Below are 23,965 nucleotides of genomic sequence, written 5' to 3'. Positions count from 1 at the left end.
CGGGCGACGCCGGACTCTGCGGGCACCGCGGGTGGCGCCGGCAGCCGGGCTGCCGACGCCACCCGCGGGCGGCTCAACCGGTCACTTACCGGCGGCCGCACCGTTCTTGAGGGCCGTCTGCCACTGCTCGCCGGCCGACTTGCCCTGCTCCACGGCGCGCAGGCTGTTCTCCACCGCGGTGCGGACCGCGTTGTTCTTCGGGCCGAGGTAGACCGGCTTCAGCTCGGTGGCGCCGGCGGCGAAGATCTTGCCGACCGGGGCCTTGCTGAAGTAGTCGTTGGTCGAGTCGGCCACGGCCGGGTCGGTGAGCGCCTGCGGGTTCGAGGGCAGGTTGCCGACCGCCTTGTACGCGCCGATCTGGCCCTTGGCGCTGGTCAGGAACTTGGCCAGCTCCGCGGCCTCCTTCTGGTGCTTGCTCGACTTCGGCACGCCGAGGAAGGAGCCGCCCCAGTTGCCACCGGCGCCCGGCGCCTTGGCGATGTCCCACTTGCCGGCCGCCGCGTCACCGGCCTGGCCCTTGATGACACCGGTCATCCAGGCGGGGCAGGCGATGGTGGCGAAGGTGCCGTTCTTGAAGCCGGCGTTCCACTCGTTGGAGAACGACTGGAGGTTGTTGGACAGCCCGGCGGCGATCATCTTGGTGGTGAGGTCGTACGCCGTCTTCACGTCCGGGTTCTGGTCGATGACCATCTTGTTGCTCTTGTCGTAGTACGTGTAGCCGGTGCCCTGGCCCGCGACCTGCATCAGCACCACGTTGTAGAAGTTGGTCGCCGAGTCGACGAACTTGTGCTTCTTGTCGGCGGCGGCGAACTTCTGGCCGGTGGCGATGAACTCGTCCCAGGTCGGCCAGAGCGCGCCGACCTGCTCGCGGTCGGTGGGCAGCCCGGCGGCCTTGAACAGGTCGCTGCGGTAGCACAGCGCCATCGAGCCGACGTCGGTGCCGAGGCCCAGCACCTTGCCGTCGGGGGTGGTGCCCTGCTCCCACTTCCACGGCAGGAAGTTGCCCTTGAGGTCGTTCGCGCCGTGGTCGGCGAGGTTCACGAACTTGTCGGCCTGCGCGTAGAACTGGACGATCGTGCCCTCTTCCAGGGCCACCACGTCGCCGGCGCCCGAGCCCGCGGTGATCTGCTGGGTGAGGCGGGTGTTGTAGTCACCGAGGCCGAGGCCCTTGCCCCGCTCCTGGATCTTGACGTTCGTGTGCTCCGCCTCGTACTGCTTGTACAGCTCTTCGTAGCCGAAGCCCTGGTCGCCGAAGACGTCGACGACCAGCGTGATCGGGCCGCCGCCGCTGCCGCTGTCGCCGCTGTCCGAGTCGTCGCCGCAGGCGGCGGTGGTGCCGAGCACGACGACGGACGCGAGCGCGATGGCCGCGAAGCGCCGACGACGGATTGGGACGCTCATCCGAGACCCCTCTTTCGGTGGTGAGGCGATATCTGCTGTGTGGTGGGGGGGTGCGTTTCGCGCGGGCCGGAGCGGGCAGGAGGGAGATCCGCACCACTCTCGGGAGCGCTCCCATGAGGTTGCCGGGAGGTGACAGGGGTGTCAATAGACCGTTGGGAGCGTTCCCATTTCGTTACCGCGTCGGCGCGCGGCCCCGGTCCGAGGGCCGCCGGCTCAGCGGTGCGGGCGTCACTCGGTCAGCGGCGCGGTGGTTGCTTTCGGCGCTGCGGTGGCCGGTTGCTCAGCAGCAGCGGCGCAGCAGGACGGTGGCGCGGTCCGGATCGAACACGGCCGGATCGAACGCCGGGCCGGCCCACTCCCGCATGGTCGGGTGCTCCGGATGCCCGGGGTCGGCGAGCGCGGCCAGCAGGACCGCGTACCCGGCCGGACCGCCCACGTCCTCCGGCGGGCAGGCCCGCTCCCCGTCCAGGCACAGCGGGTAGCGCTCGTCCGGGTCGGCGGCGCAGCAGTCCTCCACCACCAGGTCGTGCTCCCACCAGTCGCCGAAGTCGTAGGTGTAGCGGAACCGGTCGCCCTTGCCCACGAGCGCGTCCAGCCGGACGTCCAGCTCGTCGCGCAACGACAGCTCGCCGTCCGGGTCGGGCTCGCCGTACTGCCGGCCGTCGACGTCGAACGAGTGCAGGTGGCAGTCGCGCCAGCCCATCGCGTGCTGGATCACCCGGTGCAGCCGGTCCAGCGTGTAGCCGCCGGGCACCAGCACCCGCCGCCACACCGGTGGCCGGACGCCGGCCAGCGACACCATGAGCTGGAAGATCTGACGCGACACGACGTCCCATCCTTCCTGGGCATAGGCTGCCTGCATGATCTGCCGAGCCTGCCGGGAACGGCGGCACGACGACTGTCCTGGCCGGAAGTGGTGCGACTGCCAGCACCGTACCCCCGAACCCACCCCTCCGGTCACCGGTCCGGCCGGCGAATGACCGTCGGAACCCCGATCGAACGGATCTGGCCCGCACCCGTCACCGGTGCGCTGACCGATCCGCAGCTCACCGCGCTCTACGGCCGGGCGGACCGTCCGCACCTGCGGGTCAACTTCGTCGCCAGCGCCGACGGTGCGGTCACTCTGGACGGCTACTCCGCCGGGCTCTCCGGCGAGCCGGACAAGCGGGTCTTCGGGCTGCTGCGGATGCTCTGCGACGGTCTCGTGGTGGCCGCCGGCACGCTGCGGCACGAGGGTTACCGGGCGGTGCGGCTGAGCCCGGAACGCCGGGCCTGGCGCCGCGAGCAGGGGCTGGCCGAGTACCCGACGCTGGTGGTCGTCTCCGGTTCACTCGACCTCGACCCGGCGCAGGCCGCGTTCGCCGACGCCCCGGTCCGGCCGGTCGTGCTCACCCACGCCGACGCCGTACCGCCGCCCGGGCTGACCGACGTCGCCGACGTGGTCCGCTGCGGCACCGACCGGGTCGACCTCGCCGCGGGCCTGGCCGAGCTGCGCCGGCGCGGACTCGACCAGTTGCTCTGCGAGGGCGGCCCGCACCTGTTCGGCGCGCTCACCGCCGCCGACCTGGTCGACGAGCTGTGCCTGACCGTGGTGCCGCTGCTCGCCGGCGCCGGCCCGGGCCGGATCACCGCCGGGGACGCCGGCGTCCCGCGTCACCTGCCGCTGCGCCACGTGCTGGTCGCCGCCGACGGCGTGCTGATGCTGCGCTACGCCCGCGACCCCGCCGAGACACCGCCCGCCGGCGCCGCCCCCGCCGCCTGACCCGCCCGCGGCTCGCGGCACCAGAGATCTTGGTAGCAAACGGCCCCTATAGGGGCGCTTTCCTACCAAGATCTCCGCGCCGTCCTGACAAGCGGCGGGCGAAAGGAGATGGCGAACGTGGAGGAAACGCACGCATCGTGATCGGACGGATCCGGGTGGCTACCGTTCGGCGCACGGGTGACGTGGCGTCCGCCGCGTCGCGTGGCAACCTGTCGCATCCCTCGGGCAGGATGCACGACGTGCACCGCCAACGGTACGACCAGCCGACCGGAGACCGCCGATGACCGACGACCAGCTCGACGGGCCCGGCGAGGGTGTCGGCCGGGTGCTCGGCACCGCCGACGCCACCCCGCTCACCTTCTGGACCGCGGTCGCGCCGGGCAGCTACCTGCAACTCGACGACGTGGTGGTGACCCGCCGCGACCTGCCCGACCGCGAGCCGGTGACGATCGCCGGGGTGGTGACCCAGGTGCGCGCCCGGCACGAGGGGGCGCAGTTCGACTCCGACGTCTTCGCCATCGCCGACGGCACGCTGCCGGCGCAGGTGCAGGAGGCGGCCGAGGTGACCACCACGCGGGTCGACCCGGAGTTCTACGTGCCGCCCACGCCGGGTGCCGTGGTGCACCGGGCCGAGGGTGACGCGCGGGCGCGGGCGCTGCACTTCGACCGGATGGAGCGGCGGATCCCGATGGGGATGGGCCGTGACGGCGTGCCGGTCTACCTCAACGCCGACTTCCTCGACGGCACCCGGGGCGCGCACGTGTCGATCTCCGGCATCTCCGGTGTCGCCACGAAGACGAGCTTCGCCACGTTCCTGCTCTACTCGGTGTTCCGCTCCGGGGTGCTGGGCGGCGACGCGGTGAACGCCAAGGCGCTGATCTTCAACGTCAAGGGTGAGGACCTGCTCTTCCTCGACCACCCGAACAGCCGGCTCGACGATCCGACCCGGGCGGCGTACGCGAAGCTGGGCCTGGACGCGGGCGCGTTCCCGGACGTGCGGGTGTACGCCCCGCCGCGGGTCGGCGACTCCTCCGGCACGCCCGATGTGAGCAGCCGGCTCACCGGCGTGGACAGCTTCTACTGGACGTTGTCCGAGTTCTGCGCCGACCGGCTCCTGCCGTACGTGTTCGCCGACGCCGACGACGAGCGCCAGCAGTACACGATGGTGGTCCACTCGGTCGCCGCCCACCTGGCCCGCTACGCGCAGCCCGCCGACGGCGGTGTCAGCATCGACGGGGTGCGGCTCGGTTCGTACGCCGATCTGGTCGACCACGTGGTCGAGCAGTTGAACGACGACGAGACGCGCAGCGAGTGGGCCGGCAGCGCGGTCGGGCTGGGCACCGTGAACGCGTTCGCCCGACGGCTGATCGGCAGCAAGAAGGATCTGGGCCGGCTGATCCGGGGCGACCTGGCGACCCGCCGCCCGCACTCGATCAACACGGCGGAGAGCGCCCAGGTGACTGTGGTCGACCTGCACAACCTGCCGGACCGCGCGCAGCGGTTCGTGGTCGGCGTGACGCTCAAGAGCGAGTTCGAGCGCAAGGAGAAGGCCGGCACGGCCAAGCCGCTGCTGTTCGTCGTGCTCGACGAGCTGAACAAGTACGCGCCGCGGGAGGGCTCGTCGCCGATCAAGGAGGTGCTGCTCGACATCGCCGAGCGGGGCCGCTCGCTGGGCGTGATCCTGGTCGGCGCGCAGCAGACCGCCAGCGAGGTGGAGCGGCGGATCGTCACCAACTCGGCGATCCGGGTGGTGGGCCGGCTCGACCCGGCCGAGGCGTCCCGCCCGGAGTACGGTTTCCTGCCGCCCGCCCAGCGGCAGCGGGCGCTGCTGGCCAAGCCGGGCACGATGTTCGTCAACCAGCCGGACATCCCGGTGCCGCTCTGCCTGGAGTTCCCGTTCCCGGCGTGGGCCACCCGGGTCTCGGAGGCGGGCCGCGCGCCCTCGGAGACGCTACGGTCGATCACCCAGGCCGCCGATCCGTTCGCGGTGGTCGGCTCCGGCTCCTCCGACGACGACATCCCGTTCTAGGCGGCACCCAGATGAAGATCCTGCACACCTCCGACTGGCACGTCGGCAAGGTCCTCAAGGGGCAGTCCCGGGCCGAGGAGCACAAGCAGGTCCTCGCCCAGGTCATCGACATCGCCCAGCGTGAGCGACCGGACCTGGTGATCGTCGCCGGTGACCTGTACGACACCGCGGCTCCGACCCCGGAGGCGACCCGGCTGGTCACCCGGGCGCTCACCGCGTTGCGGCGGACCGGGGCCGACGTGGTGGCGATCGGCGGCAACCACGACAACGGCGCGGCGCTGGACGCGCTGCGCCCGTGGGCCGAGGCGGCCGGGATCACGCTGCGCGGCAGTGTCCGGGAGAACCCGGACGAGCACGTCGTCGACGGGGTCACCGCCGGCGGGGAGCGCTGGCGGGTCGCCGCGCTGCCGTTCCTGTCCCAGCGGTACGCGGTGCGCGCGGTGGAGATGTACACGCTCACGCCGGCCGAGGCCAACCAGACGTACGCCGACCACCTGGGCCGGGTGCTGGAGCGGCTCGCCGAGGGGTTCACCGAGCCGGACCGGGTGCACCTGGTGACCGCGCACCTCACAGTGGTCGGGGCGAGCACCGGCGGCGGCGAGCGGGACGCGCACACGGTGCTCGGATACGCCGTACCGGCCACGGTCTTCCCGGGCAACGCGCACTACGTGGCGCTGGGTCACCTGCACCGCTCGCAGCGGGTCATCGGCCCGTGCCCGATCCGCTACAGCGGCAGTCCGCTCGCCGTCGACTTCGGCGAGCAGGAGAACGTCTGCTCCGTGACGATCGTGGAGGTCACCGCCACCACGGCCGCCCGCGTCCGCGAGGTGCCGGTGCCGGGCGCGGTGCCGCTGCGCACGGTACGCGGCACGCTCGCGCAGCTCGCCGAGATCGAGGCGCCGGAGGGCTGGCTGCGCGTCTACGTCCGGGAGCAGCCCCGGGCCGGGCTGCGCGAGGAGGTGCAGGAGCTGCTGCCCCGGGCGCTGGAGATCCGGATCGACCCGGAGCTGGTGCCCGCGCCGGGCAGCGGGACGCGTACCGCCCAGCGGGCCGGCCGGTCGCCGGGTGAGTTGTTCGGCGACTACCTGGACAGCCGCGGGCACGCCGACGAGGGTGTCCGGGAGCTCTTCGACGAGCTGCTCGAGGAGGTGGAGCACTGATGCGGCCGATGCGACTGGACATGGCCGGGTTCACGGTGTTCCGCGACGAGACCACTGTCGACTTCACCGACGCCGACTTCTTCGCGCTGGTCGGGCCGACCGGTTCGGGCAAGTCGACGGTGCTCGACGCGATCTGCTTCGCGCTCTACGGCACGGTGCCGCGCTGGGGCGGCACGCGGGGGCTGGCGAACGCGCTGGCGCCGTCGGCCACCGAGGCGCGGGTCCGGCTGGTCTTCGAGTCCGCCGGTGACCGCTACGTGGCGACCCGGGTGGTGCGCCGTGACGGGCGGGGCACTGTGAAGACGGCGAACGCCGGTCTCCAGCTCATGCCGCCGGGGTTCGACGTCACCAAGCTCGACACCGGGCTCAGCCCGGAGGATCTGGGCGAGGTGGTGGCGGGCACCCCGGCCGAGATGGAACAGGCGGTGCTGGACGCGGTGGGGCTGCCGTACGAGCAGTTCACCTCCTGCGTGGTGCTGCCGCAGGGGCAGTTCGCCGACTTCCTGCACGCCAAGCCGGCCACCCGCCAGCAGATCCTGGTGAACCTGCTCGGGCTGGGCGTCTACGAGGAGGTGCAGAAGAAGGCGGTCGAGCGGGCCGGGCAGGCCGAGGCGAAGCTGGAGACGGTCGACAAGATGCTCGGCGGGCTCGCCGACGTCAACGACGACAGCCTGACCGCCGCCCGGGAGCGGGTGGACGCGATGCGGGAACTGGCCGCGGCGGTCGCTGCCGCCGTACCCGAATGGGAGCGGGCCCGGGCGACGGCGGGTGAGCGGGCGGCGGCGCTGGCCGCCCTCGACGCCGAGCTGGGTGTGCTGGCCGGGGTGCGGCCGCCGGAGGGCACCGCCGAGCTGGCGCGGGCGGTGGCGCAGGCCCGGGTCGCCGCCGACGAGGCGGCGGGCGCGGTCGGGCTGGCCGAGGAGCGCGAGGAGAAGCTGCGCGGGGAGCTGGCCGCCGCCGGTGACGAGAGCGCGTTGCGGCTGCACCTGAAGGCGTACGCGGACCGGGACCGCCTGACCGCGGAGGCGGCGACGGTCCGCGCGGCGGTGGACGCGGCGCGGACCGAGCACGACGCGGCGGTGGAGGCGCTGGCGGCGGCGCGCGCGGACGCGCAGCGGGCCGAGGTGGAGCTGGAGTCGGCGTTCCGCGCGCACGAGGAGGCGAAGGCCGCCGACCAGGCGGTGGCGCTGCGGGCGCACCTGGTCGACGGCGCGCCGTGCCCGGTGTGCGAGCAGACTGTCACCTCCGTGCCGGCGGTGCCGAAGGGCTCGGCGGTGAGCCGGGCGATCGAGGCGGGCAAGGCGGCGCGGGCGGCGAGCGAGGCGGCCAAGCGGGTGGTGCAGGAACGCGACACCGCCGCGCGCGAGCTGGACCGGGTGCTGCTGCGCGCCCGGACCCAGCACGACCAGCTCGGCGCGCGCCTGGCCGAGCTGGACGAGCAGCTCGCGGACGCGCCCGCGCCGGAGCGGCTGCGCGAGTCGCTGGCCGAGCACGCGCGGCTGCGCACCGCGCTGGAGGAGGCGGCCGGCGCGGTGCGGGCCGGCCGGGAGGCGGCCCGGCGGGCGCGGGGCGCGCTCGACGCCGCGCAGGAGCGGCTGCGCCGGGCCTGGCGTGACTTCGACGCGGTACGCGACGGGCTGGCCCGGTTCGGCCCGCCGGCCGCCGACCGGGACGACGTGGCGGCGGCGTGGGCGGCGCTGGCCGGCTGGGCCGGCGAGCAGGCGCAGGCGCGGCGCGCGGAGCGGGACGGCCTGGCCGACTCGGTGGAGGCGGCGCAGCGGGCCGCGGCCGAGGTCGCCGACGGGATCGCGGCGTTGTTCACCGCCGCCGGTCTGGACGCACCGCAGGACGCGCCGCGCGACGTGGCGGTGGCGGTGGAGCGGGCCGAGGCGGAGTTGCGCCGGCTCGACGAGCGCCGCGAGCAGGCGGCCGAGCTGCGGGAGCAGCGGGCCGGGCACGAGCACGAGGCGCGGGTGGCGCGGGCGCTCGCCTCGCACCTGCGGGCCAACAACTTCGAGCGCTGGCTGCTCACCGAGGCGCTGGACCTGCTCGTCGACGGCGCGTCGGGGATCCTGCGGGAGCTGTCCGGCGGGCAGTACGACCTGATGCACGACAAGGGTGAGTTCTTCGTGGTCGACCACCACGACGCCGGGCTGCGGCGCGGGGTGCGGACGCTGTCCGGCGGGGAGACGTTCCAGGCGTCGCTGGCGCTCGCGCTGGCGCTGTCCGAACAGCTCGCCGGCATGTCCACCACCGCCGCGAGCCTGGAGTCGATCGTGCTGGACGAGGGCTTCGGCACACTCGACGCGGCGACGCTGGACACGGTCGCGGCGACGCTGGAGAACCTCGCCGCCCAGGGTGACCGGATGGTCGGCGTGGTCACCCACGTGCCGGCGCTGGCAGAGCGCATCCCGGTCCGGTTCGAGGTCCGCAAGGACGCGCGGACGGCCCGCGTGGAACGGACCGGCCTGTGACGTCACAGTCGCCGGCGTTCTTCGTCGACGCCTGGGATCCGGCGTACGGCGCGTCGTTCGAGGCGGCGGGCGGGTCCGGGCCGGCCGCGCCGAGCAGCGCCCAGGTCGACGCCGACGTCGAGCTGCCGGCCACCGACTGGCGGGCCATCGGCCCCCGCGCGGGCGTGCGGGCACCGGACGTGGTGCTGCTCGTCGACGGGGTACGCCGGATCGACGCCAGCGTCTGGACGGCCGAGGAGGACGGCGGCTCGTTCCCCGGCATCGCCGCCTCGTACGCGGCCGGTGTGGTGCGCTGCGACCTGGACCGGGGCGCCGCCGCGATGGCCGGTGCCCGGGTGGGCCGGGGGCTGTTCACGGCGAGCCCGTCGGCGCAGGACGTGGTCGCCGGCTCGGTCCGTTACCCGGTGCACCGGGTGAGCGGCACCGGTGAGCTGAGCAAGCTGCCGGCGGCGGTGCAGGCGCCGCTGACCGCGCTGGAGGTGGCCGTCTCCGACGCGGTACGCACCGACGGTGACCTGCTGGTGGTGGACGGCCCGCTGCGCAGCCGGCGCAACCTGCCGCGCACGCTCGGGTACATCAAGACGCAGCACAGCCAATACCTGGACGCCCGGCTGACCGCTGTGGTGACCGGGCTGGCGCCGGGTGAGCGGTGCCCGGTGTTCCGGCTGGGCACGGCGTGGGGCGGCTGGTCGTGGTATCTGCGGCTGCCGGTGCGCGCCGGCGCGCCCTGGGCGGGCATCGTACGGGTGGAGTGCTCGGCCGACCTGACCGTGCCGGAGGCGATCGCGCTGGCCGACCTGTCGCTGGTGACGCTGCCCCGGTTCGCCTCCACCCCGTACAAGGACCCGCGCGCCCCGCAGAACCTGGTGCCGATCGCCGGGCTGGAACGCCGGCTGCGCGGGATGCTCGGCGACGCGCGGCTGCTGCACCGGGTGCTCACCGCCGCGGCGCGCGGGATGCGGCGCTGATGGGCCGGCGACGCGACTCCGACCGGGTGGCGGCCGACGTCGACACCGGCCGGGCCGAGCTGGTGCCGGACGCCGACCGCCCGGGCTCGTGGACGCTGCTGCTGGACGGCGCGCCGCAGTCGCACGTGGACCTGACCGACCCGTCGCACCTGGAGTTCGAGTACGTCCGGCGGCTGGCCGCCGCGCTGGACCTGGTGGCGCCGGCCGGGACGCCGCTGCGGGTGCTGCACCTGGGCGGCGGCGCGCTGACCCTGCCCCGCTACGTGCAGGCCACCCGGCCCGGCTCGACGCAGCGGGTGTCCGAGGTGGACGGCGCGCTCGTCGAGCTGGTCCGCCGGGAGCTGCCCTGGCCGTCCGATCCGCGGCTGAGGGTACGGGTGGCCGACGCGCGGGCGACGCTGACGTCGAGCCGGGACGGCGCGTACGACGTGATCGTGGCCGACGTGTTCGCCGGCGCCCGTACCCCCGCGCATCTGACCTCGGTGGAGTACGCCGCCGAGGTGGCCCGCGTGCTCGCGCCCGGCGGCAGCTACCTGGCGAACGTGGCCGACGGCCCGCCGCTGCGGCACGCGCGGGCGCAGGTCGCGACCGTGCGTACCGTGCTGCCCCGGGCCTGCCTGGTCGGCGACGCGGCGGTGCTGCGCGGCCGGCGCTACGGCAACCTGGTGCTGGTCGCGTCCCGGGTGGAGCCGCCGGTGCCGGAGCTGACCCGGCGGGCGGCGGGCGACTGGTTCCCCGGCCGGGTGCTGGCCGGCGCCGAGCTGGACCGGTTCACCGGCGGCGCGGCGGTGGTCCACGACGCGGACGCCGTCGACTCCACTCCCCCACCGCCGGGAATTTTTTCCGTCAAACGTTGATCCGATCCGCTGATCGCTGCGTATCACCGGGCGGCCATGCCCGTGGGGGCCGGCTGATGTCATTGGACAGCGGAGGTCTGCATGCATGCGGTGGCGGCCGGCTGGCACGGCGAGGTGGCGCGGCCCGAGTGGATGTTCGCCCGGGCACAACCACACTCGCGCGCCTCGCGTTCGGGCCGGGGGGTCGACGCCCGGTCCACGGATCGCCAGAATGACCCGGTGCCGCCGCGACCCGCTCCCGGACGCCACCAGGCGACCTCCGCCGAGGCCAGCCACTCCGACCAGCTGATCCGCCTGCTGTACGCCGAGCACGCCGGCCCGCTGCTGATGTTCGTGATGCGGCTGACCGGCGGGGACCGGCAGCGCGCCGAGGACATCGTGCAGGAGACGCTGCTGCGGGCCTGGCGCAACGCGCACCGGCTCGGCGTGCAGGGCCAGGGCTCGCTGCGCCCCTGGCTGGTCACCGTGGCCCGGCGGATCGCCATCGACGAGCACCGCAGCGAGCAGGCCCGCCCGCCCGAGACGTACGACCGGGATCTGACCATGTTCGCCGAGTCGGACAGCACCGACCGGGTGCTGCGCACGATGACCGTAGCGGACGCGCTGCGTACGCTGAGCCAGTCGCACCGGGAGATCCTGGTGGCGACGTACTTCCGGGGGCGCACCGTGCCGGAGGCGGCCGAGGAGCTGGGGCTTCCGCTCGGTACCGCCAAGTCGCGGGTCTACTACGCGCTGCGCGCGCTGCGCACGGCTCTGCAGGAGAGGGGGGTGACCGAATGAGCCGGGCCGACCACATGGACGTCGCCGCGTACGCGCTCGGCGTGCTGGATGCGCAGGACGCGGAGCGCTTCGAGGAGCATCTGGCCACCTGCTGGGCCTGCGCGGCGGAACTGGAGACGATGGTCCCGGTGGTGGGGCTGCTCTCCGGCATCGACGGCGAGGCGATGGCCGCGCTGGAGCAGACGCACACCGATCCGGCGCTGCTGGACCGGACGCTGATGGCGGTGCGGCGGGATCGCCGCCGTACCCGGGTGCGGCAGTTGCTGGCGACGGCGGCGGCCGTGGTGGTGTTCGGCGGCGTGAGCGCGGCGGCGGCCGGGATGCTCGGCGACGACCCGGCGCCGCCGCAGGCGGTGCCGACGCCCGGAGCGCCGACGGCGGCGCCGAGCGGCGAGCCGGGCGACCCGAACGCCCCCGGTGTCGGCGGGGAACAGGAGATCGAGGGCGACCAGCACAACGCGACCGACCCGGGGACGGGCGTGCAGACCACGATGTGGCTGGCCCGCAAGGAGTACGGCACGCAGATCGCGGTGCAGCTCAGCCGCCTGCCGGGGCCGCGCACGTGCCGGCTGGTGGTGGTCCGCAAGGACGCCACCAGCGAGGTGATCTCCAGCTGGTCGGTGCCGGTCGGCGGCTACGGGACGAACCAGAACCAGCTTCCGCTGCAGCTGAGCGCGTCCACGTGGACCCCGGTGCGAGACATCGACAAGCTCCAGGTGCAGTCGGTCGACGCGAACGGCGTGGCGAGTCCGCTGGTGACGGTCGACGACATCTGACCGGGTGTGCCGACGGCGCCGGGTGGCTGGGCCACCCGGCGCCGTCGTGTCGTGCCCGGCCGGCGAACCCCCTCGTGCTGACGCACGCACGCCGGCACCCAACGGTTCAATCGGTCCACTGTGAAATGTGCCACCCTTGCGGGTTCAACCTTGACACCGCCGCGCCCGTACTACTCGGCGAACTGCCAAGAACGAGGAGGGCACGTGGCACACCACAAGCGGACGACCGTCATCGTCGCGAGCGCGATGGTCGCACTTACGGCCTGCGCCCCAGCAGGCTACAACGGGGCGAACTCGGGCGCGGCCGAGCCGGTCGCCGTCGCCGCGGCCGAACCCACCGCGGCGGCCGAACCGGAGGCGTCGGCGGCTCCCGAGGAGAAGCCGGTCGCGGACAAGGCGCCCCCGTCCAACGTGAAGATCACCGACGAGCTGGTCGGCAAGAAGCTGCCCCGGATGGGCCGCGTCGTCACCGACCAGGACGGCTGGGTGCTGTACCGGTTCGACAAGGACTCCGACGACCCGCCGCAGTCCAACTGCGTGGACAAGTGCGCCGAGGTGTGGCCGCCGTCGCTCACCGACGGCAACCCGCAGCTGCGCGGCGTCTCCGACGACAAGGTCGGCACCATCACCCGCCAGGACGGCACCCGGCAGCTCACCATCGGCGGCTGGCCGGTCTACCGCTACATCGGCGACAAGAAGCCCGGCCAGTGGAAGGGCCAGGGCGTCGGCGGCACCTGGTTCGTGGTCGACCCGAACGGCAAGAAGAACCTGACCTGCCTGCCGACCGGCACGCCCAAGGCGGTCGCGCCGCCCGCCGCGGGCGGCTCGAACAGCTCCGGCGGCGGCTCGGACTACTCGTACTGACGCACCAGGACACGGTGACCGGTCCCGCCGGGGAGGGCGCGGCCGGTCATCGTCGCGGACCCGGGAGGCGGGGCGTACCGGCATCGGCCCGCCTCCCGGCACGCGGGGCGTGCCCGGCGTCACGGCCGGGCCGCGTGGCAGAGTGGCCTGGTGACCTCGCCCGACGCCCGCCGTACGCTGCGCCCGCCGGCCGGCTACCGGCTGGCCCCGTCGGTGCGGGCGCTCACGTTCAGCCCGTACGACCCGTGCGCGCGGATCGCCGCCGGCACGTTCTGGTGGGCCACCCGCACCCCGGACGGCCCGGCCACGCTGGCGCTGCGCCCGGAAGCCGGCGACCTGCTGGCCGAGGGGTACGGCCCGGGCGCCGACCGGGTCGTCGAGCGGGCCGACCGGATCGCCGGGCTGTGCGACGACCTGACCGGGTTCGCCGCGCTCGCCGCCGCGCACCCGCTGGTGGCCCGGCTCGCCCACACGCACCACGGGCTGCGGATGCCCGCCACCGGGCAGATCTTCCCCCGGCTGCTGCGGGCCGTCTTCGAGCAGAAGGTCACCGGCAAGGAGGCGTACCGGGCGTACGCCGCCACGGTCCGGCACTTCCGCGAACCCGCGCCCGGTCCGCTGCAACCCCTGCTGCTGCCGCCCGAGCCCGCCGCGGTGGCGGCCACGCCGTACTGGGTGTTCCACCCGTTCGGCGTCGAGCAGCGGCGCGCCGACACGCTGCGCCGTGCGGCGGCCGTCGCGGACCGGCTGGAACGCTGCGCCGACTCGGCGGAGGCCACCCGGCGGCTCACCGCCGTCCCCGGCATCGGGCCGTGGACCGCCGCCGAGGTGGTGCGCATCGCGTACGGGGATCCGGACGCGGTGAGCGTCGGCGACTACCACGTGCCGAACACCGTGGCCTGGGCGCTCGCCGGGGAACCGCGCGGCGACGACGCCCGGATGCTGGCGCTGCTGGAGCCGTTCCGGGGGCACCGCGGCCGGGTGTGCGTGCTGCTGGAGGCGGCCGGCGTCCAGGCACCGAAGTACGGCCCGCGCGCCCCGATCCGCTCCTTCGCCCGCTACTGACCGCTCAGCGGCGCCGGCACAGCCGCCGCAGCGTCCGACCCAGCCACCAGGCGTACGCCCGCTGGAAGCCCAGCACGACCGGCCCGCCGGCACGGACGTACCAGTGGGCCGGGCGGCTGAACGCGGTCACCTCGAACCAGACGCCGTCGGCGCCCCGGGTCACAAGGAACGCCTCCTCACCGACCTCCGGGTGCCCGGGCAGCGTGCCGTAGCCGAACCCGGCCCGGTCCGGCTCGTCCACCGTCCAGACCACCTCGGTCGGGCCCCACAGCCGCACCGGGCCGACACCGAGCCCCGGCGTGACCCGCACCCCGGGGGCGGCTCGCGGCGCGTCCGCGCGCATCACCACGCCGGCGGCGCGGTGCAGCCGCCAGCCCAGCACCGCGTCCGCCGCCACCGGGAAACCGCCGTCCGGCAGCCGGACCCGGTGGCGCAGGTGGTGGTAACCCGCCGGCAGGCCGCCGTCGCGGGTCGCGCCCACCTCCGGGTACGTCAGCTCGGGCACGGCGGCCACCTCCACGCTCATGGGAACACCCCCGCCAGCGTACGGCCGCCCGGGAGCGCTGTGGTGAGCTGAGCCGGTGACCGACGTGACCATCGCCCCCGCCGGCCCCGCCGACGCGGGCGAGATCCTCACCGTGCAGCGTGCCGCGTACCTGGTGGAGGCGCAGCGCTACCGCGACGTGTTCCTGCCCCCGCTGACCGAGACGCTGGACGAGGTACGGGCGGCGCTGGCCGGCCCGGACGTGGTGCTCGCCGCCCGGCGCGGCACCCGCCTGGTCGGCTCGGTACGCGCCCGCCTCGACGGCGACACCGCCCACGTCGGCCGCCTCTCGGTCGCCCCCGACCAGCAGGGCCGGGGCGTCGGCGGGCGGCTGCTGGACGCCGTCGAGCACGCCTGCGCGCACCGGGTGACCCGGTTCGCGCTGTTCACCGGCGCGGACAGCGCGGCGAACCTGTCCCTGTACGCGGGCCGCGGCTACCGGGTGGTGGCGCACCGGCCGGACGAGAACGGCAACCGCCTCGCCGTGCTGGAGAAGACGGCCCCCGGGTCTCCCGGCGGAGCCTGAGCGTGCGTTCCGGCGCCGGTCAGCGGGCCTCGCAGCGGCGCCGGAGCCCGTCCGCCTCCTGCCGCAGGTAGCGGCGCATGATCGAGCCGGCCAGCAACCCGATCAGCCCGGCCAGCGGACCGGTCTGCACCAGGACCAGCTCGGCCCGGGTCCGCCCGTCCTCCAGCGGCACCAGCCGGTGCTCACCACGGGTACGCACACCGGGGCTCGCCGACTCCCAGACGAACGCGTACGGCGGCTCGATCTCGGTGACCCGCCACACCGCCGGGCGCAGCCGGGGCTGCTCCAGCCGGGCGGTCGAGCCGAGCACCAGCGGGCCGGATTCCAGCCGCCGGGCGGCGGTGACCGAGGGCGTCCACTCCGGCCAGCGCTCGACGTCGCTCTGCACCGCCCAGACGCGGTCGACGTCGGCGGCGATCTCGACGGACTCCACGAACCGCATCGGCGTTCCTCCCCCGTGGACGGTCCCCCAAGGCTATGCCCGCGCCGCCCTCCCGCGCCGCCCCGCGCCCGCCCCGCTCGCCCCGCTCGCCCCGCTCGCCCCGCTCGCCCGCTCTCGTCGATCTTGGAGTTGTGGCGCCCAGGATGTCCGCTCGGCGAGATTTATGAGGTGCCACAACTCCAAGATCGGCGGTTCGCCGGATCGGCCGGAGAGTCAGGCCGCCTCGCGGAGGTCGGCCAGGGTGACCGGGGCGTACCGCTTCAGCAGGCCCTCCAGCTCGGCCACCGAGCCGACCTCGCCGAGGACGTTCGCGCCGCCGCCGTGCTGGGGCGGGTAGTGGTGCGCCAGCCGGTAGCGGTAGCGGCCACGGATCAGCTCGACGCTGACCCGCCAGCGCCCGCAGCATCCGCAACTCCACTCCGGCACGCCGCGACGGTAGCTCTGACCTGCGGTTTCACCATTCGGGCGGCGGTGACGAACGCGGCCGCGACGGGACACGCCACCCGGCCACCGGCGGTGATCTGCCTCACCACTGTCGGTGGGGTCTGGTTGACTGGTCGCCGTGGACCTGCCGATCAACCCCCCGGTCGAGCCGATGCTGGCCAAGAGCGTGGCCGAGCTGCCCACCGACGACGGCCTGACCTACGAGCCGAAGTGGGACGGCTTCCGCTGCATCGTGTTCCGCGACGGCGACGAGGTCGAGCTGGCCAGCCGGGGCGGCAAGTCGATGACGCGTTATTTCCCCGAGGTGGTCGAGCAGGCCCGGCGGCAGCTCCCGCCCCGGTGCGCGGTCGACGGCGAGCTGATCGTGATCCGCCGGGACGGCCCGGGCGGGCAGCCCCGGCTCGACTTCGAGCTGCTGGCCCAGCGGATCCATCCGGCCGCCTCCCGGGTCAAGATGCTGGCCGAGACCACCCCGGCCGACTTCGTCGCGTTCGACCTGCTGGCGATCGACGACGAGCTGCTCACGGACCAGCCCTATCCCCGGCGCCGCGAGCGGCTGGAGCAGGCGCTGTCCGGGGTGCGCCCGCCGGTGCACGTCACGCAGGTGACCACCGACCCGGAGACGGCCCGCCGCTGGTTCGACGTGTTCGAGGGCGCCGGGCTGGACGGGCTGATCGTCAAGCCGGCCGACCTGCCGTACGAGCCGGGCAAGCGGCTCATGTTCAAGGTCAAGCACGCGCGCACGATGGACGCGGTGGTGGCCGGTTTCCGCTGGCACAAGTCCGGTCCGGTGGTCGGCTCGCTGCTGCTCGGCCTCTACGACGACGACGGCGTGCTGCACCACATCGGCGTCAGCTCCTCGTTCACCATGGCCCGTCGCAAGGAGCTGCTCGACGAGCTGGAGCCCTACCGCGACGTCGGCGGCGAGCACCCGTGGGTGCACGGCGACCACGAGCGGGGTCAGCGCATCCCGGGCGGGGTGAGCCGGTGGACCGGCGGCAAGAACCTGGAGTGGGAGCCGCTGCGCCCGGCGCTGGTGGTCGAGGTGGCGTACGACGCGATGGAGGGCGACCGGCTGCGGCACACCGCCCGGTTCCTGCGCTGGCGTCCCGACCGTGATCCCCGCTCCTGCGACTACGGCCAGCTCGACCGCCCGATCCGTTACGACGTCGACGAGGTGCTGCGCGGCGATCCGGCGGCGACGGTCGGTGACACCCGCGGCCGGGCGTAGCCTGACGGTCGACACGATCATGGAGGGCGCCCACGTGACCCGCTTCCCCGACCGGCCCCGCCGGTTCCGGCCCGTCCTGGCCGCGTTCGTCGCGGCGGTGGTGCTCACCGCAGGCTGCACGCTGCCGGCGTTCGCCCCGCGTGCCGAGAGCGAGGGCGAGGCCGCCCCGCCGGGCACCGCGCCGGAGTGGCGGGCCTGCCCGGAGGTGCCCGACGAGTTGGTCGGGCGGGGCGCGGCGGACATGCGCTACGACTGCGCCCGGATCGCCGTGCCGCGCAACTGGGGCACCGGGGCCACCACCGGCGCGACCGCCGGGCCGGGCGCCGGCGAGACGTTCGAGATCGCGCTGATCCGGGCCCGCTCGACCAAGCAGCGCGACCGGATCGGCTCGCTGGTGATCAACCCGGGCGGTCCCGGGGCGTCCGGCGTCGACACCGCCGTCTACCTGTCCTTCGGCCCGGCGTTCGGCGGCCTGCCGACGGCGGTCACGGACCGGTTCGACATCGTCGGCTTCGACCCGCGCGGGGTGGCCCGGTCCAGCCCGGTCAAGTGCATCTCCGACGCCGACCTGGACGCCAGTTTCGGCTACGACCCCGACCCGGAGAGCCAGTCGTCGTTCGACGGCTTCGTCGGCCTCAACCGGCGCATCGGCGAGCGATGCGGCGCGAAGTACGGCGACCAGCTCCCGCTCTACGGCACCGAGCAGGCCGCACGGGACATGGACGCGGTCCGCGCGGCGGTCGGCGACGACAAGCTGACGTACCTCGGCTACTCCTACGGCACACTGCTCGGCGCCACCTACGCGCAGCTCTACCCGCAGCGTGTGCGCGCCCTGGTGCTCGACGGCGCGGTCGACCCGCAGCAGAAGCTGATCGCCGGGTCCGAGAGCCAGGCGAAGGGCTTCGAGCGGGCGTTCGACAACTTCACCAGGTGGTGCGCGGCGAACGCCGGCCGCTGCCCGATCGCCCCGGACGCGCGGGGTGCGGTCACGGACGCGATCGCCAAGGCGAAGGCCTCCCCGGCACGCGCGCAGGACGGCCGCAAGGCCACCCCCGGGTGGGTCTTCTACGCGGTGATCTCGTCGCTCTACACCGAGCAGGGCTGGCAGGAGCTGGCCCGGGCGATCGACGACCTCCAGGGCGGCGACCCGGACGGCGTGTTCAAGCTGGCCGACGCGTACGCGGGCCGCGAGCCCGACGGGCACTACTCCAACCTGTTCGACGCGAACCTGGCGGTCAACTGCGCCGACGAGACCGAGAAGCCGACCCGCGAGCAGGTCCGCTCGTTGCAGTCGCAGTGGCGGCAGAAGTACCCGCTGTTCGGTCCCGCGCTGGCGGTGGGCATGCTGGGCTGCGTGGAGTGGCCCGGCGAGCGGGATCCGTACCCGACCGGGCGGGCGGACGGTGCGCCGCCGATCCTGGTGGTCGGCACCACCGGTGACCCGGCCACGCCGTACGAGCAGACGCCCGCGCTCGCGTCCATGCTCGGTGTGGGGCGGGTGCTGACCTGGGAGGGCGAGGGGCACACCGCCTACCCGCAGACGTCGTGCGTGACGTCGGCCGTCGACGCGTACCTGATCTCGCTCACCGTCCCCCGGGAGGGGCTGCGCTGCCCCGCCCGGTGACGGTCCGGCCGCCGGTCAGCCGGCGGCCGGGGGCGTCCAGCCCTCCGGGATGTGCCCGATGCGGACGCGCTGGGGGTGGTCGCCTACCGGGACGCTCGCGACCTTCTGCCCGGTGGCGAAGCTGATCGCGGTGACCCGGTCGGCGCCGGATTCGGAGATCACGCAGTCCCGGCCGTCCCCGCTGACGGTGGCCCAGTACGGCTTGCTCGCGGACACCAGCGGGCCCTCCCGCAGCGTGGCCCGGTCCATCACGGTGGCGTAGTCGTCCATGGTGCCGGCGACGCAGATCCGGGTGCCGTCGGGGCTCATCGACAGGCCGTGGTGCCGGGAGTCGTTGACCCAGGTGGTGCGGTCCTCGCTGGTGGCCGGGTTCTTCGGCAGCGTGGCGACGCGGGTGACCCGGTCGGTGGCCACGTCGTACTCGACGACCCCGTTGAAGAAGGACACCTGGAAGTAGAGCCGGCTGCCGTCCGGGGTGAACACGGCCGGGCGGACCGCGTCGGAGAGGTCCCGGCGGCCAGCGGCGTCCAGCCGGTCCCGCATGTCGATCACCTTGACCACCTGGTACGTGCCGGTGTCGGCGACGGTGATCCGGCGGTCGCCCTTGGTCCAGTCGAGCCACGGCGCGTCCAGGTCGGTGTTGACCTCGCCGATGGACATGTTCCACAGCCGGGTGCCGCCGTCGGTGTAGATGTTCTCGTGCGGTTTGTCGCCGGCGCCGAACGAGCCGAGTTGCGCGCCGGTGCGGATGTCCAGCACGTGCACCGTGTTGGAGGTGGAGGCGGAGACCGCGACGCGGGTGCCGTCGGGCGAGACGGCCATGTGGTCGGAGCGGTAGCCGGAGACCGGGAACCGCCAGCGCAGCGCGCCGGTGGCCAGGTCGATCGAGACGACGTCGGCGAAGCTGGGCCGGGACACCACGAGCGCGGTGCCGTCCGGCGTGGTGTACATGTCGTCGATGAGCTGGTCGTGGCCCTCTCCCGGGCCCTGCCGGATGCCGAGGAAGAACGCCAGCTTGATCGGGTTGAGGTAGATCTCGCGCAGGCGCGCGGCGCGGTCCGGGATCACGTTGATCCGGCCGAGCTTGGCGTAGTCGCCACGGGACCGGATGACGTCGGCGGTGCCCTCCCAGTTGTTGCCGACGAACATCACCTCCTGGAGCGCGACCGCGGCGGCGGCCGGCGCGGGGGCCGTCACCAGCGGCGCCGGCGCGACCAGGGCGAGCGCGGCCAGGACGGCGAGGCCGGCGCGGCGGCGGGAGCGGGACGGGCGGGGTGGCACGGGTGTCATGGACGCCTCCTGGCAGCCGGTAGGACATCGACGTTTCTCAGTGGCGCGAGGTGTTACCTTGCGGTAACAACCAGGAGAGCAACCGGCCGGCCGCCGGGGCTAGGGAGCTGACGCCAACGCCCGCGCGGCCCGGTTGTGTCGTGTCGACAACCGGAGGGCGGCGGACGCCGATGACCCGTACCGGACAGGCCCCGACGTTCGGCGCGTTGCTGCGCGACCTGTCCGCGGATCCGGCCGCGCTCGACGAGGTGGCGCGGGCGGCCCGCGCGGACTCCCCCGAGGTGGCCCGGCTGCCCGCCGACGAGGTACGCCGCCAGGTCGTCCTGCTGCTGACCAGCGGTCTCGGCGCGCTGGAACGCCACGAGGATCCGGCCGGGCGGGACTTCGCCGAGGCCCGCCGGCTGGGCGCGGACCGGGCGGCGCAGGGCGTCTCCGTCGCCGGGCTGCTGCGCGGCGTACAGGCCGGGCGGGACCGGGCGGTGGAGCTGGTGGTCCGGCACGGCCGAGCCGCCGGCATCCCCGACGAGGTGCTGCTGGAGGGGCTGCTCACCATCGGCCGGTACGCCGCGGCGGTGGAGCGGGCCGTGGTCGACGGGCACCGCAGCGCCGAGCGGGAACTGGTACGCACCGGCGCGGCGGCCCGGGCGCACCTGCTGCGGCGGCTGCTGCGTGACGGCCCGGCGGGCCTGCCCCCGGCCGAGCTGACCCGGTTCGGGCTGCGGCCGGACGGGCGCTACCACTGCCTGGTCGCCGCGCCACCGGACCCGGTCCGGGCGTACGCCCTGCACCGGCAGCTCACCGCGCGGGGCGGCCTGCTCGGCACGGTCGGGGACCGGCTGGCCGGGCTGCTCCCGCGACCGCCCGACGCCGTACCGGCCGACCTGCTGACGCTGGTGGCGCCCGCGCAGCCGCTGGAGCGGGCCCCGGACATGTACGCACTCTGCCTGGCGGCGCTCGCCACGGCGGCCAACCGGCGGCTGCGTGGGCTGCGTCGAGTCACCGACCTGGCCGGGGAGACCGCGCTGGCCGCCCAGCCGCTGCTGGCCGAACTGCTGCGCGGCACGCTGCTCGGCGCGCTCGACCCGGCCGACGGCTTCCACCGGGAGCTGGCCGGCACCGCGCTCGCCTGGCTGCACCACGGTCAGCGGCTGGACCAGACCGCCGCCGCGCTGCACGTCCACCCGAACACGGTGCGCTACCGGCTGCGCCGGCTGCGGGAGCTGACCGGCGGGCCACCGGTCGAGGAGGGCGCGCGGTGCACGGTGCCGGAGACCGTGCACTGGTGGTGGGCGCTGCGGAGCTGGCTGGACGGCGGCTGACGGCCGCCGCAACGAAGCGCCGCGACCGGACGACGCGACCGACCGGCCGTGGCCGGGCGACACAACCAGGCGACACGACCGGACGACACGTCGGGACGCCGCCCGGGCCACACCGGCGCAAGGCACTGTGCCAGGCTGGCCGGGTGACCGAGGTGATCTTCCGGGAGGCGGTCCGCGCCGACCTGCCCGCCGTGCTCGCGCTGCTCGCCGACGACGTGCTGGGCCGCACCCGCGACCTGCCCGAGGTGGACGAGGCGTACGAGCGGGCCTTCGCCGACCTGGACGCCGACCCACGCAACCAGCTGATCGTCGCCGACGACGGCGGGGAGCTGGTCGGCTGTTTCCAGCTCACGTACATCCCAGGGCTGGGCCGGCACGGTGCCGAACGGTGCCTGATCGAGTCGGTGCGGGTGCGCTCCGACCGGCGCGGCCGCGGGCTGGGCGGGACGATGATGCGCTGGGCGATCGACCGGGCCCGCGAGCGCGGCTGCGCGCTGGTGCAGCTCACCACCGACAAGCAGCGCGCCGACGCGCACCGGTTCTACCGCGACCTGGGCTTCGTCGCCAGCCACGAGGGCATGAAGCTGGCGCTCTGACCCGGCCCCGACCCCTCCGCCGGGCCGCCCCGGTGGCGGCCCGGCGGACGGGTCAGTCGTCCGAGACGAGCCGGCCGTCGCGCAGCGTGAGCGTCCGGTCGGCCAGCTCGATCAGCGCCGGGTCGTGCGTGGCCACCAGCGCGGTCATGCCGCGGGCGTGCACCACCGCCCGGAGCAGGTCCATGATCGACCGTCCGGTCTCGGAGTCGAGCTGGCCGGTCGGCTCGTCGGCGATCAGCAGGTCAGGTTCGTTCGCCAGCGCCCGGGCCACCGCCACGCGCTGCTGCTGGCCGCCGGACAGCTCGTACGGGCGCTGCGCGGCGTGCCCGCCCAGCCCGACCAGTTCCAGCAGCACCGCCACCCGCTGCTCCCGCTCGGCCGCCGGCACCTTGGCCAGCCGCAGCGGCACCCCGACGTTCTCCGCCGCGGACAGGATCGGCACCAGGCCGAACGTCTGGAACACGAACCCGATCGTGCCCCGGCGCAGCGACAGCAGCTCCCGCTCACCGGCCGCTGTGACGTCGTGCCCGGCCACCCGGATCAGACCGGAGTCCGGCCGGTCCAGGCCGCCGACCAGGTTCAGCAGCGTGGTCTTGCCGGCGCCGGAGCGACCCCGGACGGCGACCAGCTCGCCGCGTCCCGCCGTGAACGAGACGTCCCGCACGGCGTGCACGGCGTGCTCGCCCCTGCCGAAGGTGCGGCTCACCCCCTCGACCCGGACCACGTCCTCGACGGCCGACGCCGGCACCGCCGGCAGCACCACTGTCTGGTCGGTCATCACTCACTCTCCTCGCCGTGCGCCCGGTCGCCGGGGCGCACCTCGACGTGGTCGGGTTCCAGGTTGAGCCGGACCCGGTCGCGCAGGGACAGCGCCTCCACGAACTGCGCCGGCAACTGCATCCGGCCCGTGCGGTCCAGCACCGCGTACTCCTCGCTGACCATCTCGGTGCCGCCGTCGGCGGTGACGCGCGCGGTCCGGCGTACCTCGGAGGCGGTCCGGCCGTCGCGGATCGCGACGGTACGGCGGACCTGGCCGGCCACGGCGTGGTCATGGGTGACCACCACGATGGTGACCCCCAGTTCGGCGTTGATGGTGCGCAGCGCGGCGAAGACCTCGGCGCCGGTGGCCTCGTCCAGCTCGCCCGTCGGCTCGTCGGCGAAGAGGATCTCCGGGTCGTTCGCCACCGCCACGGCGACCGCGCAGCGCTGCTGCTCGCCGCCGCTCATCTGGCCCGGCCGGCGGTCCGCGCAGTAGCCGACGCCGACCATGTCCAGCAGCTCACGGGCCCGTTCGCGCCGCTTGCGCCCGCCGCCGGCCCGTCCGGCCAGCTTCATCGGCAGCTCCACGTTCTCCAGCGCGGTCAGGTACGGCAGCAGGTTGCGGCCGGTCTGCTGCCAGATGAACCCGACCACGTCCCGCCGGTACGCCAGCCGCCGCTTGTTCGACAGCGACAGCAGGTCGTAGTCGGCGACCCGGGCGATGCCGGCGGTGGGGGTGTCCAGTCCGGACAGGATGTTCAGCAGCGTCGACTTGCCGGAACCGGAGGCGCCGACGATCGCGACCAGCTCACCCCGGTCGATGACCAGGTCGAGGCCCTGGAGGGCGACGACCTCGACGCCCTCGGTCTTGAAGATGCGCACCAGGCCGTCGCAGACGATGTGCCCGCGCAGCCGGTCGCGCCCGCCGGCCCGTTCGGCGGCGCGCTGCGCGGCACGCTGTTGCAGTGACGCCAGGTCCGGTACGGCGGACGACGGTTCGTCGCGCGGCGTGAGACGCGCCGGGCCCGGGTGACCGGAAGCGGTCGCGGTCATG

The 23,965-nt window shown here is 74.4% G+C and carries 23 protein-coding genes; 15 read left to right on the top strand and 8 right to left on the bottom strand.

Features of this window, described 5'->3' with window-relative positions; all coding sequences use genetic code 11:
- Positions 1-81 precede the first annotated feature (81 nt).
- Both M8C11_RS17790 and M8C11_RS17785 read right to left on the bottom strand, forming a co-directional pair.
- A complete protein-coding gene (locus M8C11_RS17790) occupies positions 82-1,401 on the bottom strand; it encodes an ABC transporter substrate-binding protein (RefSeq protein WP_120570966.1) in 1,320 nt (439 codons plus the stop codon).
- Positions 1,402-1,681: 280 nt separating this feature from the next.
- Positions 1,682-2,227: a plasmid pRiA4b ORF-3 family protein gene (locus tag M8C11_RS17785; RefSeq protein WP_252450839.1), complete on the bottom strand. Its 546-nt coding sequence runs from the start codon at positions 2,225-2,227 to the stop codon at positions 1,682-1,684.
- A 150-nt stretch (positions 2,228-2,377) separates the two neighbouring features.
- On the opposite strand from M8C11_RS17785, the gene M8C11_RS17780 reads away from it, so the two are divergent.
- The 10 genes from M8C11_RS17780 to M8C11_RS17735 all read left to right on the top strand — a co-directional run bounded on the left by M8C11_RS17780 (position 2,378) and on the right by M8C11_RS17735 (position 14,136).
- The gene (locus M8C11_RS17780) at positions 2,378-3,163 is read left to right on the top strand and encodes a pyrimidine reductase family protein (RefSeq protein ID WP_252450836.1); all 786 of its coding nucleotides are present in this window, start codon (positions 2,378-2,380) and stop codon (positions 3,161-3,163) included.
- 280 nt (positions 3,164-3,443) lie between these two features.
- Positions 3,444-5,192, top strand: coding sequence for an ATP-binding protein (locus tag M8C11_RS17775; protein ID WP_121683098.1), 1,749 nt, complete (start codon positions 3,444-3,446; stop codon positions 5,190-5,192).
- A gap of 11 nt (positions 5,193-5,203) precedes the next feature.
- A complete protein-coding gene (locus M8C11_RS17770; RefSeq protein ID WP_252450833.1) occupies positions 5,204-6,352 on the top strand; it encodes an exonuclease SbcCD subunit D in 1,149 nt (382 codons plus the stop codon).
- Positions 6,352-8,826, top strand: coding sequence for an AAA family ATPase (locus tag M8C11_RS17765; protein WP_252450830.1), 2,475 nt, complete (start codon positions 6,352-6,354; stop codon positions 8,824-8,826). The genes M8C11_RS17770 and M8C11_RS17765 overlap by 1 nt, the downstream gene beginning before the upstream one ends.
- Complete coding sequence (locus tag M8C11_RS17760) at positions 8,823-9,794, top strand: hypothetical protein (RefSeq protein ID WP_252450827.1); 972 nt, start codon at positions 8,823-8,825, stop codon at positions 9,792-9,794. The genes M8C11_RS17765 and M8C11_RS17760 overlap by 4 nt, the downstream gene beginning before the upstream one ends.
- The gene (locus M8C11_RS17755) at positions 9,794-10,651 is read left to right on the top strand and encodes a spermidine synthase (protein WP_252450824.1); all 858 of its coding nucleotides are present in this window, start codon (positions 9,794-9,796) and stop codon (positions 10,649-10,651) included. The genes M8C11_RS17760 and M8C11_RS17755 overlap by 1 nt, the downstream gene beginning before the upstream one ends.
- Positions 10,652-10,732: 81 nt before the next feature.
- On the top strand, positions 10,733-11,431 hold the full coding sequence (locus tag M8C11_RS17750) for a sigma-70 family RNA polymerase sigma factor (RefSeq protein ID WP_013284847.1): 699 nt from the start codon (positions 10,733-10,735) through the stop codon (positions 11,429-11,431).
- Positions 11,428-12,207 carry an anti-sigma factor gene (locus M8C11_RS17745; protein WP_252450812.1) on the top strand — a complete coding sequence of 260 codons (780 nt, stop codon included), beginning with the start codon at positions 11,428-11,430 and terminating at the stop codon, positions 12,205-12,207. Before M8C11_RS17750 ends, M8C11_RS17745 begins: the two co-directional genes overlap by 4 nt.
- A 204-nt stretch (positions 12,208-12,411) precedes the next feature.
- A complete protein-coding gene (locus M8C11_RS17740) occupies positions 12,412-13,071 on the top strand; it encodes a hypothetical protein (protein ID WP_120570974.1) in 660 nt (219 codons plus the stop codon).
- A gap of 150 nt (positions 13,072-13,221) precedes the next feature.
- A complete protein-coding gene (locus M8C11_RS17735) occupies positions 13,222-14,136 on the top strand; it encodes a DNA-3-methyladenine glycosylase (protein ID WP_121683104.1) in 915 nt (304 codons plus the stop codon).
- A gap of 4 nt (positions 14,137-14,140) precedes the next feature.
- Here the strand turns inward: M8C11_RS17735 and M8C11_RS17730 are convergent, their stop codons facing one another.
- The gene (locus M8C11_RS17730; RefSeq protein WP_252450809.1) at positions 14,141-14,662 is read right to left on the bottom strand and encodes a DUF1990 family protein; all 522 of its coding nucleotides are present in this window, start codon (positions 14,660-14,662) and stop codon (positions 14,141-14,143) included.
- 55 nt (positions 14,663-14,717) lie between these two features.
- On the opposite strand from M8C11_RS17730, the gene M8C11_RS17725 reads away from it, so the two are divergent.
- A complete protein-coding gene (locus tag M8C11_RS17725; protein WP_252450806.1) occupies positions 14,718-15,206 on the top strand; it encodes a GNAT family N-acetyltransferase in 489 nt (162 codons plus the stop codon).
- A gap of 19 nt (positions 15,207-15,225) precedes the next feature.
- On the opposite strand, the gene M8C11_RS17720 is transcribed toward M8C11_RS17725, so the two are convergent.
- Both M8C11_RS17720 and M8C11_RS17715 read right to left on the bottom strand, forming a co-directional pair.
- Entirely contained in the window at positions 15,226-15,648 is a 423-nt protein-coding gene (locus M8C11_RS17720) for an SRPBCC family protein (protein WP_252450799.1), read from the bottom strand.
- 213 nt (positions 15,649-15,861) lie between these two features.
- Complete coding sequence (locus tag M8C11_RS17715) at positions 15,862-16,074, bottom strand: hypothetical protein (protein ID WP_252450796.1); 213 nt, start codon at positions 16,072-16,074, stop codon at positions 15,862-15,864.
- 136 nt (positions 16,075-16,210) lie between these two features.
- On the opposite strand from M8C11_RS17715, the gene M8C11_RS17710 reads away from it, so the two are divergent.
- Both M8C11_RS17710 and M8C11_RS17705 read left to right on the top strand, forming a co-directional pair.
- The gene (locus tag M8C11_RS17710; RefSeq protein ID WP_120570980.1) at positions 16,211-17,323 is read left to right on the top strand and encodes an ATP-dependent DNA ligase; all 1,113 of its coding nucleotides are present in this window, start codon (positions 16,211-16,213) and stop codon (positions 17,321-17,323) included.
- A gap of 34 nt (positions 17,324-17,357) precedes the next feature.
- On the top strand, positions 17,358-18,947 hold the full coding sequence (locus M8C11_RS17705; protein ID WP_252450794.1) for an alpha/beta hydrolase: 1,590 nt from the start codon (positions 17,358-17,360) through the stop codon (positions 18,945-18,947).
- 15 nt (positions 18,948-18,962) lie between these two features.
- Here the strand turns inward: M8C11_RS17705 and M8C11_RS17700 are convergent, their stop codons facing one another.
- Positions 18,963-20,237, bottom strand: coding sequence for a YncE family protein (locus tag M8C11_RS17700; protein WP_252450792.1), 1,275 nt, complete (start codon positions 20,235-20,237; stop codon positions 18,963-18,965).
- A gap of 170 nt (positions 20,238-20,407) precedes the next feature.
- Here M8C11_RS17700 and M8C11_RS17695 point away from each other — a divergent pair, with 170 nt between their 5' ends.
- Together M8C11_RS17695 and M8C11_RS17690 are read left to right on the top strand one after the other, a co-directional pair.
- Entirely contained in the window at positions 20,408-21,556 is a 1,149-nt protein-coding gene (locus M8C11_RS17695; RefSeq protein WP_252450780.1) for a helix-turn-helix domain-containing protein, read from the top strand.
- Between the two features lie 143 nt (positions 21,557-21,699).
- A complete protein-coding gene (locus tag M8C11_RS17690) occupies positions 21,700-22,152 on the top strand; it encodes a GNAT family N-acetyltransferase (protein ID WP_252450778.1) in 453 nt (150 codons plus the stop codon).
- Between the two features lie 52 nt (positions 22,153-22,204).
- Here M8C11_RS17690 and M8C11_RS17685 read toward each other — a convergent pair whose 3' ends face one another.
- Both M8C11_RS17685 and M8C11_RS17680 read right to left on the bottom strand, forming a co-directional pair.
- Positions 22,205-22,930: an ABC transporter ATP-binding protein gene (locus tag M8C11_RS17685; RefSeq protein ID WP_252450776.1), complete on the bottom strand. Its 726-nt coding sequence runs from the start codon at positions 22,928-22,930 to the stop codon at positions 22,205-22,207.
- A complete protein-coding gene (locus M8C11_RS17680; protein ID WP_013284833.1) occupies positions 22,930-23,964 on the bottom strand; it encodes an ABC transporter ATP-binding protein in 1,035 nt (344 codons plus the stop codon). The genes M8C11_RS17685 and M8C11_RS17680 overlap by 1 nt, the downstream gene beginning before the upstream one ends.
- Position 23,965 lies beyond the last annotated feature (1 nt).

Origin of the sequence: Micromonospora sp. CPM1, from assembly GCF_023896895.1 — a bacterium.
Taxonomy (GTDB): Bacteria; Actinomycetota; Actinomycetes; order Mycobacteriales; family Micromonosporaceae; genus Micromonospora; species Micromonospora tulbaghiae.
The sequence above is the reverse complement of the archived record's forward strand: the minus strand, read 5'-3'. Positions and strand labels throughout refer to the sequence as shown.